Origin of the sequence: Reinekea sp. G2M2-21 (assembly GCF_015687175.1) — a bacterium.
Lineage (GTDB): Bacteria > Pseudomonadota > Gammaproteobacteria > Pseudomonadales > Natronospirillaceae > Reinekea.
The window spans coordinates 140623-153681 of the sequence record NZ_JADPQG010000005.1; the positions used below are offsets into that span (position 1 = coordinate 140623).

Genomic DNA, 13059 nt, shown 5'->3' on the forward strand with positions numbered 1-13059 from the left:
AGAAAGCAGTCACTATTTGATCAATATTCGCTAGAAAGAAACGCCTATCCTCGATAGGTGTTTTTTTTGTCGTTGAATCTCAGGTAAAAACCAATGGCTGTAGGAGAGGTTCTGTAAACCTGCGGCCAATCCACGGCTGCTTTGTATTTTGGTTTTCATCTAATGGTGATTTGGGTAGAATTCCGTCGCCTAATTTTTCACACCAACGCTCCCCGAAATACTTCACATATACCATCTCAAAATTAAGGAAACAGAGAAAAATATGGAAATCAAACCTGGACTAAAGAATATTAGTGTTAAATCAATTTTTTCGATAACTGTGTCAGCCGTCTTTATTGGGTTGTTGGCATTTGTCTTGTCAAATTCGTTCTTCTATGCCGAGCCTGGCTATATCTATCACGTACGAACTCTGACCGGTAGCGAAGAGGTTGTGACAGATGTTGGGTATAAGTTTTATCCTTTTGGTCGCTACAACTCTTGGAAGCGCGCAATGACCGTGCAAGCAGTACAAGACAGCGGTAGTGGTAGAATTACTGCTGAAAGTGACTCGAATAATGCATCGGCAACATTGCCCCCGTTAAGCATTATGTTTCTTGATCAGGTAGATGCTCATGCTGAGGCAACGGTTCGATTTTCTATTCCCTCAGAACCTGAAATGTTTTTAAAGTTAGCGCATGAATACAGGTCTCCTGAGAATCTACTACGTACTTCATTAATGCCTGCGTTCAAAGAAACTTTGCAAGCTAACGCATCCCTTATGGCAGCAGAAGAGTATTACGCTGGGGGGCGTACAGAGTTTAATTCCGAGTTTGAAAATCAAATGAACTCCGGAATCTTTCTTGTGAAGCGAGAGGAAATATCGGTTCGCAGTAACAAACAAGTCGCGGGTTCTGCAAATGCCGCACTGGGAACCAATCAAGAGGAATATGGTGAAGATTCTAAAACCGTCTTTGTAGTAAACAAGGTTTTGGATGAGAACGGTCAGCCAATTCGTAAGTCTCAACGTTTTACCGATTTCGGAATCACGGTTGTTTCGGCCCTGGTGACAGACATGCGACCCAATCAGAAGTTTATTGAGCGAATGCAGTTAAAGCAAAAAGCATCAGCCGACCGGGCTATCGCTCGTGAACAGCGAGTACAAGAAGAAGAGCAGAGGCTGTTAGCTATTGCCCGAGGTGAACGTGAAGTTGCTGAGAGACAGGCACAAGCGAAAGTTAAGCAGATAGAGCAAACAACTAACGCTGAGACTGAAAAACAACTGGCAATCACCAACGCTAATAAGTTGAAAGAACAAGCTTCTATTGCGAAAGACACGGCACAAATCAATTATGAGAAAGCAAAGATAGAGGCTGAAACAAAGCGGACTCTAGCTGATGCGGAAGCTTATGAGAAGCGGGTTATATTAGAAGCCGATAATGCGTTAGCACAGAAGTTAGACGCTGAAGTTGAGATACAACGTTTATGGGCCGATGCCTTTGCTAAGCGACAGGTTCCTTCCACGGTATTTGGTGGTAGTAGCGACGGAACACCAGTAGGTAGTGATGCAGAGGCAAAGGCATTCATGCAATTGCTAACCTTGGATGCCGCCAAACGCTTAAATTACAATCGTGAAATGAATAGCGAAAAGTAATTGGGGGTTTAACCTGTTTAGAAGGAGCTGATCGTAAGGTTGGCTCCTTTTAAACGTACAGCTTGTCTAAAAATATACCACAAGCACTTTCATGGTGAACCCACATTGCCCGGGCGGTGGACTACCGTCTGATAAAACCGGTCACTCAAACCAGGATTCGCGCACGTCAAAGAAGCAAGCCAACTTTATTGCCACCTGGGGCGGTACAGACACTGTGATTCACATTAATTCGGATTCCATTTAACCCTGGCGGTACCATTTACCAGCATAGATTTCGAATAATAGCTGTCGAATGCAACGTGCTGAGCGCAACGCGGGTTGTTAATCGTTGCCGTGGATTAGTCGAGCAGGCAGCCCCTAGCCCTGAAGTTTTTCAAAAAAACGGCCGACGTTTTTCTTCGGTGTCTTTGCCAGTTTTTGGATGGCGGCAAACGGTAACTCGCTAAAACCGTACTGTTCGGTAATGCTGTTGAGCATCGCCAGCCAAACATGCGCGGTCATCTCTGCGTCAAACAGTGCGCGGTGGTAAGTACCGTCGGTTTGGATGTTGCAGTAGTTCACCAACGAGCCGAGTTGATGATTCGGCGCATCCGGGTACAACCGTCGCGACACTAGTAACGAACAGGCGAACTCGCCGGAGTAGTGTCGTTTCAAACGTGTAAATTCAGCATCCAGAAAACGTTTATCGAACGAGGCGTTGTGTGCCAGCAAATTGCTGTCGCCGATGAACTCGGCGAACTCACCCATGGCTTCGGCGCAACTCGGTGCTTGTTTGAGCATGGCGTTGGTGATGCCGGTGTAGTTTTCAATAAAGCCGCTGACGCGAAAACCAGGGTTCATCAAGCGTTGAAAGCGTTCGGTTAACACACCGTTTTCAATTTTTACGGCACCGATTTCGATAGCCCGGTCGCCCATGTCTGGCGACAGGCCGGTGGTCTCAAAGTCGAGTACGATCAACGAGTTCGCCAGGGTCGGGTTATCTGTTAGCGCCGTCATGTTATTCACGAACCCAAAATGTCAGTGACAATTTGGCTGCCCGCCAACCCCATGTTCGCCATGAGCAGAATCATCCCGATCAAGGCAGCAATGGTGCCGACATACCAAACCGTGCTCACGAAAATACCGGTCCCGGTGAGCGGCGTAATGTGCGTGTTCTTGCGTTCATTGCTACCAAACAAAACATCCAGCGCGCCGATAATGGCCAGGAACCCAAAGAGAGTCATACCCAGATAAAAGGTGATAAAAATTGCCAGAGCAATGCCCAGCCACAACACCACCGTACCGACTTTGCTGTGAATAGAAAAGGCGATGGATTTAACGACCTGTCCGCCATCCAGCGGCATAATCGGCAATAGGTTAATCAGGTTGAGCAGCGCGCTGAAAGCCGCCAGCCCTGCTGCCAGCGAGTGGCCAGTGAAGCGGTACACCATAAAAAACGTCATGGTCATGATCAGCCCGTACACAGGCCCCATCATCGAGATATACACATTTTCCCAGCGGGTTTTAATGCGATCTGAAGAAACCGCCGCGCCGCCCAGAAACGGAATTAAGTACATGCCTTTTACTTTCATGCCCATTTTTTTCATAGCCTGCATGTGGCCGTATTCGTGGAACATGAGCGCCATGACGATAATGACGGCAAAACGCCAGTCAAAAAGAAACGAATAGCTCGCCACACTGGCACCGACTAAGGCCACCTGAATGGCTTTCGCACTTTTGAGCAGCTTCATGCCAATGGCAATGAGCGCCACGAAACTGAAGTTGGATTGTGCAGCGGGCGCGGCACTTTGTTCAGCCGCGTGCTCAGGTTCGCTGCCCTGGAACTCAAAAGCTTCCACCAGTACATCGGCTTCGTGCAGCAGTGTATTGCCCTGGTAGAGCTGACAGTGAGCCAAACGGGTTTCAGCCAGAATGTGGAACTGAAAACGCCAGCTGTGGTCTTGCCAATGAAAGGTGTGGCTGCCATGCAGGTCACTGTTCGGTTGTTCCGATACCAGCGTGCCATTGACAAAAAGTTGTTCGTGGCCGTTGCCGCCCTCGCCAACCAGAGTTAAGGTCAGGTTGTCGTGGTTGAAAATAATGGCAGGTGTTGCAAATACGGTCATTGAATTGGGGTATCCGGTTGGTGGTGTATCAGGCAGCGTAATCGTTAAGGCCAACAAAGGCTTGCCAGTCGAGCAGAGCGGCTTTGAAGTCTGCCAGACCACACTCCGCATTGGTGTCGTCTTCGGACAGTTCAGTATCTTCTGGCAGTTCCTCGAAACTGTCGAACATCGGGCAGATCTGCGCGTCTTCTTGGGTCAGGGTTAATTGCAGGCCCATCGAATTGAACGTAGCATCAAATGCTGTTCGGTTTTCAAGACGGTTCACCGCATCTAATAACGCCGTGATTTTGAGGGCATTCGCACCGAGCTCTTCTGAAAACCACAGGCCAAAGGCTTCATGCCCCATCGAAAACTCCGCGACCGGACGGTCGTGGTGGTCAAAACTGAAATCGTAATCCAACTTGGGTACTGCTGTAGAAAAATGTCGGCGCATTATACGGGGTTTCGTGGGGGTGTCATACCCGGTTGGGTAAAAGCAATGTTAGGAACTGTGTACGAAGGTATTTCATGGGTCACCATGAATGAGAACACAAAAAGTGTGGTTTTTTGTTTTTCCAAGAGGGCAGTGTTGATGGCGCTTGCTTAAGATTATTTAGTTTTTATCTTCGGCTTTTGCATCATTCGGTGACATGGTTTTACTGGGAGATGTTTGCCGTCAAGGGCCACAACAGCTTGGCCCTTAACAATCCCAGCCGCCGCCACAAACGACTGATCACACTCCTCAATTTCGTCTTCGACAGGTCGTTCGCGACGGCCTTCCCTGGCCGGCTCACTTGTTCAAGCATCCCTGCTTGAACAACCTGTGAGACGTAAATTGCTTCGCGTGGTCGTTTGAAAGGCGGAGAAAGCCGCGGCAAGAGCTACTTTCTCGATAGATAAAACCAACTTCTAAATTCTATGTACCAAGGACTGGCGTAAATAACCCAACCGTCGCATCCGTTTTGGCTGACTAAATTGGCACGTCGCAACGGGTTCAAGGGCATGGATGCCCTTGTAAGCGCCGCGCGTGCAGGGACGCACGCTCAAGCGACCGTTCGAAGAAAGTGGCAATGAAGGAAGAACACCAAAGCGGGCGACAAACGGGGGTTCAAGGGGGCTGCCCCCTTGGAAATAAAAATTCAAAGTAAAGTCATGTCACTGCATGAAGCAAATGCCGAAGACATAAGCAAGTTCCGCTAAAGTAAGTACCATTCTGGAAGCTCTCTTGGAAAGAAAAAACCAATAAACGGCCAATCGCCACCAAACCGATCAACCGTATGAAAATGAAATTTTAAGGGCGATACCGCCCCATCACTTCATCAAGATAATCGTTGGTAATGTCTGGGTTGGCAGCCTGCAGGCAGGGCAGCAAGATGGCTTTGTTGGCTTCTTCGCGTTCTTTGCTGGGCTGGGTGCCGCCGGGTGCTGGGTTTACATTCCAGAAGCATTCAATGAATTCGTCTTCTTCGATGTTGAGATCGGCGGCAATTTTGTCGACAGGGCGATTCGGGTCGTTGCGTTTTAACGGTGGGTTGCCCGCTGCGTGGGTGACACTGAAAGCGGTCACTAAGCTGATGGCGATTAAAGTTAAAAAAGCTGATTTACGATTCATCGGGTTACTCTCTTTGCGTTGTGGGTTAGTACTGCGCAGTGTGCAAAGAGAGTGTGCACCGAATATGGATAAAAGAAGGATTCCGCTTTTTACTTCTGTTTGGGTTTGTCGGAATCTGTTTTTGGCTCTGGTTTGGATTCAGTTTTACTGTCTGTTTCTGTTTCTGTTTCTGTTTCTGTTTCTGTGTTTGGGGTGTCGATGAACTCGTGGTAATCAACATCCACATCCGCGTATTCGCGTTCGTATTCGGCTTCGGTGGTGGGTTCGGTCATGTCGTCGCCACGCGGGTCCATGTTATACGCCATGGGCGTTGTAAGTCCGGCGACGGCTTGGAAGGTATCGTGATCTTCGGCGACCACGGGCAAGACGTGGGCTTGACGGCGCATAATCAATAGGCCGGTAAACAGGGCAAACATGGCACTCATGTAGATGAAAAAATAATGGTAGCTGAATACTTGCATGAGCAGTGAGGCCAACGGCGCCCCCACGGCGGAACTGACGCCATAGGTGATGAGCATGGCGCTGCCAATGTCCACGAAGTCTGCGCTGTCTGCGCCGTCGTTGGCATGCGCGAGGCAAATGGCGTACATGGTCATGGCCACCGCGCCCCAAAGAAAGGCGGAAACAGTACTCATGACACCGGCATACACCGCCGAAAACGACACCAGAAATATGGCGAGCGAGCCGGCAACACCTGCGACGGCGATGCCTATTAAAATAATCCGCCGATCATACCGATCGGATAAACGCCCGAGCGGTATCTGAAAAATCGCCCCCCCCAAAACGGCCGCAGACATAAAGCTGGCCAGTTGCAGGTTATTAAAGCCACCGTCGTTGGCATAAACAGGCGCTAATGCCCAAAAGGCGCCGGTGACCAGGCCAGAAATGGCCGCGCCGATTAAACCAATGTGCGAATGTCGCCAGACCTTGGCGAGATCAACCGTGACTTTGCTGATGGGAGTCGGCGCAAGCGAGAGCGTGACGGACACCGGCACAATCGATAACGCCAGCAACGTGCCCGCTAAGGCAAATAACTGTACGGAGCTGACGCTGCCCAGGTTCAACAGCTGTTGCGCGAGCGTAATCATCACCAGGTTCAGCATGGAATAAAACGCCAGAATAGAGCCGCGTTTGGTGGATTCCGCGCGTTCGTTCAACCAGCTTTCGATAATCATATAGAGCCCGGCGATCATGATCCCGATCATAAAGCGCAACAGCATCCAGCCGAGAAAACTCTGACTCCAGGCAAACAGCAGTACCACCGAGGTGTACAGCGATGCCAGGACGGCGAAACTGCGAATATGCCCCACTCGTTTGAGTACAAAGGGTGTAACCAAGCAGCCAAGGACAAAACCGATGAAGTAACCGGTACCGGTCAGGCCGATCTGTACAGCAGAAAACCCGATATTGCTGGCGGTTACCGGCAACAGGGTTAATAAAAGACCATGCCCCAGCAACATGAGTGCATCGGAAATGAGCAGGGCAGTGAGGGGGACTAACGAACGAATCATGACGCTCCACAAACGGTTAACGAGTGACTTTCAGGGCGGTTTTGGCTGACCTGACGCGCGCACGAGGGGCACGTTGAGGTTGACCTTATTGGCAGTGTAGCAAACTGACGCGGATCGTATCGAACGACGTGCGTGAAGACACTCTTAACCATAAGATGAAGACGCCCGGCACAGGAAAGAAAGATTGACAGTCATAACCGGAAAGGAAGCCGATCTTTGTGCAGTAGGTCGCAGCGCTGACTGCCGATTTTTTTTACAATGCCCGCCGCTCAACTCAGACGAAACATACCGAGAAACGAATGGCATCGCGCGTCGTTCTTATGGGCCGTTTTGTCGTGGTGAGCACCAGACTGTTCATTTACCATCATCGTTCCCAAATTTAAAGTTGTCGCGGAGATACCCCTTTATGCTCAGATCAACCCCTTGGCTTGTCGCTGTATTGACCGTCGTACTGGTGTCCGGCTGTGATTTGACGAACCTGGACGGTGATCGTCCGGAATTCAATGACGTGGTGGATAACAGCGAAGACAACATAGACTCTACCAACACCGAGTCGCCCCTACCCAGCGGAGTCAGTGAAGCACTGCAGAACGGCAATGCCGATGCCATTGACGCACCGTTGGCCGAAGTGGAAGCGGAAGTGGCGCAGTCGATTCAAAGCAGCATTGATGGGCAAAATACGTTTTTGGCCGGAATCTACGGGGAAAACTCGATCAACTATGTGCCGTCGCGCCACTCGCAGTTCGTCAACGCCACCACCTTGTCCGACAGCTATTCGCTGTTGACCGGTGTAAAAGGCGGCTCCCTGGCCACAGCACGGGAGCAGAACGGCTTCCGCAGTGTTGGCTTCGGAACCAATATTCTGGTTGAACTGCAAAATGGTAACTTGGCGGAATACCAAACCCCGATGGAAAACATTTTGGATTGGCTGGTGGGCGGCACACCGGCATCGGTCAATGTAGTGACCTCGATGCTGTCGACCGACACGGTAAATAAAAGCAATGCTTGGCTTGCGGCACATTTTGGTAATACGGTAACGGTGAATTGCGCACCGGCCGACGCGCAAACCTGTTTAACCAGCGACGTTCATTTGTTGGTGGTGGGGTCATCTTCGACAGCGACTGAGAGTGAGGTACAGGCATTTATGGCGCGCGCCGCTGAGCTAAAAATTCCAACGCTCTATGTGCATGTGCATGCCTGGAATGCGTCCGAATTAACCGACGATGTACTCGCGCCGTTAGGTTTTTCTATGCAGGGTCCGGGTGGCCCAGGTAACTATTTCAGTCAGGACAGCGCCACTTACACGCACTACCAAGACATGGTTGCCGATACCGAATTGCAACAGTTTGTGGATTTGGCCGAACGTTTGGCACAAAACAATTTCAGTTTTGATCTTGCCGGTTGCGATACCGGCTCTTGCGGCAACGTGACGGCGTTTAACGATCAGTTCAAAAGCGCGGCCAACACATTGAAAAGCAAATTGAGCGAGCTGGAAAAAAGCGGCGTTAATATTTTTCAGCAAGAGGGTTACGGTATTCTGAAGCGATTGGTGTTACTGGGGGATTTGTATCGCCAACAAGTGGTCTACCCAATGGATAAAACCACCACCGATGTTAACGCCTTCACCAAAGCACTGTTTGCAGATTACGCCATTTATAACGTGCGCGATTACAACCCGGTGCCTAACGATTTAGGTAACTTCAGCCGCACCGATTTCTCGCACATTACGCCCACGACCAAAACCGTGGCTATGAGCAGCCAAACGAATTTCCGTGCTGCAGGTGTGTACGCGTTACCCGGTCAAACTGTGACTGTGACACGCACTGATAATGCAACGGACTTGAACATCCGCGTGTTCGTAAATACGCAGCGTTCCGCCGCGACGCACGAATTTGAAACCAATGGCTATAACCGACCAAAGTTTTTACAGACCGCCGGTGTACATATTGCACCTGGGCAAACTTTGCGGTTTACCAGCGCCTACGGTGGCCCGATTCAGTTGGCGTTTTCGGCCTCTGGTATTGATAGTGAATTGCAATTCAGTGGCATCGGTTTGCATCCGTACTGGACGACCGGCATGAATGACGCAGACTTTTTAGCAGCATTGGCGAAAGACGAATACGATTGGGCTGAAATTGCCGCCGAACGTTTCGAAGTGCATTCGTCGCGCAGCAAAATGTTGGATACGCTGTCTGATGTGAACTTCTCAACACCGAGTGTGGTGGCCAGCGAGGCCATGGAAAACTTATACAACCAGGCACACGTGTTGGCTGGTTTTACAGGCCCATACGTGGAACAGAAAGCGGAAATTTTCACCTACGCAAATGCCATTGGGCTGACAGTACCGACCGTTGATGTGGTGAAACACATGACCGCCGATCAAGCCACCTGTGGCTATGGCTGTTCTGGTAATCCTTACGATGCTTACTGGGCGTTTAACCCGATCAGTCACGGCGATATTCACGAATTTGGTCATGGCCTGGAAAATGGCCGCTTCAAACCGCAAGGGCGGGATGGGCACGCGACCACGAATTTTTATTCGTATTACAGTAAGAGCCAGTACTACCAACGCACCGGTCGCGCACCACAGTGCCAGGGCTTGCCGTTTGAGAATCACTTTAACCTTTTGCAGGCCGCGCAAAACTCCGCCGACGCTTTTGCGTTTATGAACAGTGCAGACATTAACGGTTGGAGCGATGGCGCGTTAATCATGATTCAATTTTTTATGATTGCGCAGCAACAAGGCACGCTGACCGATGGCTGGCTCACATTGCCACGGTTGCATCTGTTCTCGCGCGCGTTCGACAGCGCACGCAGCAATGAAACCGCCTGGTTGGCCGCGCGTGATCAGTTGGGGCTGTCGGCAATATCTTTTAGCGAAGCCAAAGACATCACCAATAACAACAACGACTTCCTGTTGTTGGCGTTGGCCAGCGCACTGCAATTGGATTTTCGCGATTACTTTAATATGTACGGACTGACTGTTTCCTCCGTCGCTGCGAACCAGGTTGCTGCAGCAACGCTGACGCAGGTCAGCCGCACCTTTTATGCCCCGGCTAACAGCAGTGATTATTGTTTGTCGATGGCGCAGCCCGCGTTGGCGGTCGATGGCACCACTGCATGGCCGAACTGATGCGGAATGTTATGGCCAGTTGATACTGGCCGGTTTCGTTTTTTTAGCTGAAGTTGCGGTGAGGTTTGATTTTTTCCAACAGGGTGCCGGAATGGCACTTACTTAAGCGTATTTAGTTTTTATCTTCAGCGTTTGCATCATGCAGTGACCTGGTTTCGTTGGGCGTTTTTCGCCGTCAAGGACCGAACCGGTCCGACGATTCGGGCTCGGCCCTTAACAATCCCAGCCGCCGCCACAAACGACTAATCACACTTCTCAATTTCGTCTTCGACAGGTCGTTCGCGACGGCCTTCCCTGGCCGGCTCACTTGTTCAAGCATCCCTGCTTGAACAACCTGTGAGACGCAAATTGCTTCGCGTGGTCGTTTGAAAGGCGGATAAAACCGCGGCAAGAGCTACTTTCTCGATAGATAAAACCAACCTCTAAATTCTATGTACCAAAGATTGGCGTAAATAACTGTTTCGTCGCATCTGCTTTGGCTGACATGACAGACACATCGCAACGGATTCAAGGGCATGGATGCCCTTGTAAGCGCCGCGCGTGCAGGGACGCACGCTCAAGCGACCGTTCGAAGAAAGTGTCCGTTATGGAAGAAAACCAAAGCGGGCGACAAAGGGGGGTGCAAGGGGATCTCCCCTTGAAAGAAAAAATTCTCTTAGAGAACTTTTGGTAAAAACGGAATCATAGTCTTCGGAACAGATTTAAGGCACCTCTGAATAATTGCTATCTACCTCAGCGGGTGAAGAAATGCGCAAAATCGAGGCAAGTTCTGCAGGCAATATTCATTATCTTGGCAAAGGACTTAACAACGAAATTTGTCATTTCAGCCCCGCCCTCCGGGTCCTTCAGACCGATAACTGAGCTTTGTTGTGTGTTTTGAAAAGGACTCGCCATTCCCTGCAACACACGCCTCGTTCATCCTTCGATCTGATAGGACTGAGGTGATTCGAATTAATCAGAGTTGCCTTAAAACTTGAAGTAAAAAAACTCAGCGAAACCAAATCACACATTGATGCAAATACCATTGAACAAGCTTAAGTAAGTACTATTCGGGGTCGCCTCCATAAACGAAGGAACCCCGATCCCACCTCATTGCTCAACTCCACCAAAACGGTTTGTCCAGCTTTACGTTGATCTCACCGCGCCGTATACCAACGTCCCGCAGTAAATAGTCTGGCAATGCGGCCAGTTTTTTATACTCTGCCCGGTCCTTCAGGCAGGTGCGTGGACGGCAATATAGGTTGTGCTTCAGTTTGGCAAAAAACGCCTTCAGTCCATGGCTGTTCAGTTTAAAATTTCTGATGTATTGCTGTGTGGTCATGGTCGTATCCTCTCTGGATTTCCTCTGGTGAAAGAGAATATATGCCGCTAGACTGTCCCCGACAAACGATGAAAATTGCCATTGGGTTTAGAGAATCTAAAGTGACAAATTTACCGCTACAGGCGTTGTATTACTTCTACCATGCCGCTGAATTAGGCAGCTTTAAGGCCGCAGCGGATCTGCTAAACGTGACCGCAGGTGCGATGAGTCAACAGATTCGCTTGCTGGAGGACCGCTTGGATACTCAGTTGTTTGAGCGGCAACACCGTAAGGTGGTGCTCACGGCAGCGGGGCAGCGGCTGTTGCCCTATGCCCGGCAAGGGTTTAGCCAGTTACGCGAGGGGCTGAACCAGATCGGGCATGACCCGGACCCGACCAGTTTGACGTTATCGACGTTGTCGTCGTTTGGGCAGCAATGGCTGGTACCGAGGTTGGGCGAGTTAAAGCGTATTGTGCCGGATTTGTCGATTGCCCTGATGCCCACCGAGAAATTGGTGAACTTCAACCGTGACCCGGTGGACCTGTGTATTCGCTTTGGGGAAGGGACGTACGAAGGGCTGAAGTCTGAATTTATCATGCACGATTACCTGTACCCGGTGTGCCACCCTCTGTTTTTGCAACAACGTTCCATTACCTGTATTGAAGATCTATGTCAGTGCGATTTGTTGGAAGACACGCAGCCCGACATGAGTTGGGATAGTTGGCTGGCGCAGGCTGGGATGAACATGACGTTGGACAAATCCTCGGTGCAATACGCCGGTGTGCATTTCGTGGTGGAGGGCGCGCTGGCCGTGCAAGGCGTTGCTCTGGTTCGGCATTCGGTGGCCTGGCGTTATGTGCAGCAGGGTACGCTGATTAAACTGTTCGATACCGAAGTGCGGTCCCGCTACAGCTATTACCTGTGCGCCCCGGCCAGCCATTTCAAACGGCGTAAAGTTCAAGCCTTCGCGCGCTGGTTACACGAAACGGCGGATGAGTTTGTCGCCAGCACGCCGTTTTTGTCGGGAGTGCAGTGATGGTCGGTATCGGCAAAGAGATCGATCAGCGTTATGACGAGTTCGGACCGGTACAGGTGTTCGATAACGGCAATAAACGGACATTGATGTTTGGTGCGAACGATGAGCAAGGGTGCGTGTTAAAACAAAGCCCACACATCGCTCAGTTTGATTACATCCGCGCGATGATGCTGGTTTTACTGTTCAAGTCGCAAAGCGAGCGCTGTTTATTATTGGGGCTTGGGTCGGGCGCGTTAGCAACCGCGCTGTTTTACGCCGACCATAACACGCACTTGGATGTTGTGGAGTTACGACAGGCGGTGATCGACGTCGCCTACCGCTACTTTTACTTGCCGCAAGACGAACGAATTAGGGTGTTCAATGCCGACGCCGGCGAGTTTTTACAGACGGAGCCTGAGCAATACGACCTGTTGTTCAGTGACCTCTACCATGCTCAAGGCATGGATGTGCAGCAGGGCAGCAGCCGCTTTTTAAACCGTTGTGTAGCTCGGCTTCGTACTGACGGTTGGCTGGTACTGAATTACTGGCAGAATCACCGGCGGTTGGATGTGGTTTCTCAATTGAAGATGCAGTTCCGTCAGGTATGGTCGGTGAGCGTCGGCAAAGATAACTGGATTTTATTGGCTTCAAACAGCCCTGTTGCCCTGGATAAAAACCAGCGCAAAGTACAACTGAAAGCGCTGAATGCCCGCCTGGGCTTTTCATTGAGCAAGGTTTCGCGGCAATTATCGGCGCTTGTTTAGGGCCTGTTA

At 50.4% G+C, this 13059-nt stretch carries 10 protein-coding genes; 4 read left to right on the plus strand and 6 right to left on the minus strand.

The annotated features are described in order from the left end of the window. Positions 1-262 precede the first annotated feature (262 nt). The gene (locus IYN85_RS17880) at positions 263-1630 is read left to right on the plus strand and encodes an SPFH domain-containing protein (protein ID WP_196160298.1); all 1368 of its coding nucleotides are present in this window, start codon (positions 263-265) and stop codon (positions 1628-1630) included. A gap of 357 nt (positions 1631-1987) precedes the next feature. Here IYN85_RS17880 and IYN85_RS17885 read toward each other — a convergent pair whose 3' ends face one another. From IYN85_RS17885 to IYN85_RS17905, 5 genes are all read right to left on the minus strand, one after another. Continuing rightward, complete coding sequence (locus tag IYN85_RS17885) at positions 1988-2626, minus strand: PolC-type DNA polymerase III (protein WP_196160299.1); 639 nt, start codon at positions 2624-2626, stop codon at positions 1988-1990. Between the two features lie 5 nt (positions 2627-2631). Next, entirely contained in the window at positions 2632-3735 is a 1104-nt protein-coding gene (locus IYN85_RS17890; protein ID WP_196160300.1) for a site-2 protease family protein, read from the minus strand. 28 nt (positions 3736-3763) lie between these two features. Beyond that, a complete protein-coding gene (locus IYN85_RS17895; RefSeq protein ID WP_196160301.1) occupies positions 3764-4168 on the minus strand; it encodes a YacL family protein in 405 nt (134 codons plus the stop codon). An 837-nt stretch (positions 4169-5005) separates the two neighbouring features. After that, positions 5006-5326, minus strand: a complete 321-nt coding sequence (locus IYN85_RS17900; protein WP_230390833.1) for a hypothetical protein — start codon at positions 5324-5326, stop codon at positions 5006-5008. 89 nt (positions 5327-5415) lie between these two features. Then, positions 5416-6837: an MFS transporter gene (locus tag IYN85_RS17905; RefSeq protein ID WP_196160302.1), complete on the minus strand. Its 1422-nt coding sequence runs from the start codon at positions 6835-6837 to the stop codon at positions 5416-5418. Positions 6838-7243: 406 nt separating this feature from the next. Between IYN85_RS17905 and IYN85_RS17910 the strand changes: the two genes are divergently transcribed. Next, positions 7244-9970 (plus strand): ImpA family metalloprotease, encoded by a 2727-nt coding sequence (locus IYN85_RS17910; RefSeq protein ID WP_196160303.1) that lies wholly within the window; start codon positions 7244-7246, stop codon positions 9968-9970. Positions 9971-11066: 1096 nt separating this feature from the next. On the opposite strand, the gene IYN85_RS17915 is transcribed toward IYN85_RS17910, so the two are convergent. Continuing rightward, positions 11067-11291 carry a DUF1127 domain-containing protein gene (locus IYN85_RS17915; RefSeq protein WP_196160304.1) on the minus strand — a complete coding sequence of 75 codons (225 nt, stop codon included), beginning with the start codon at positions 11289-11291 and terminating at the stop codon, positions 11067-11069. A gap of 101 nt (positions 11292-11392) precedes the next feature. Here IYN85_RS17915 and IYN85_RS17920 point away from each other — a divergent pair, with 101 nt between their 5' ends. Next, the gene (locus tag IYN85_RS17920) at positions 11393-12307 is read left to right on the plus strand and encodes a LysR substrate-binding domain-containing protein (RefSeq protein ID WP_370592227.1); all 915 of its coding nucleotides are present in this window, start codon (positions 11393-11395) and stop codon (positions 12305-12307) included. Next, complete coding sequence (locus IYN85_RS17925; protein WP_196160305.1) at positions 12307-13050, plus strand: spermidine synthase; 744 nt, start codon at positions 12307-12309, stop codon at positions 13048-13050. The genes IYN85_RS17920 and IYN85_RS17925 overlap by 1 nt, the downstream gene beginning before the upstream one ends. The last annotated feature ends 9 nt before the right edge of the window (positions 13051-13059 follow it).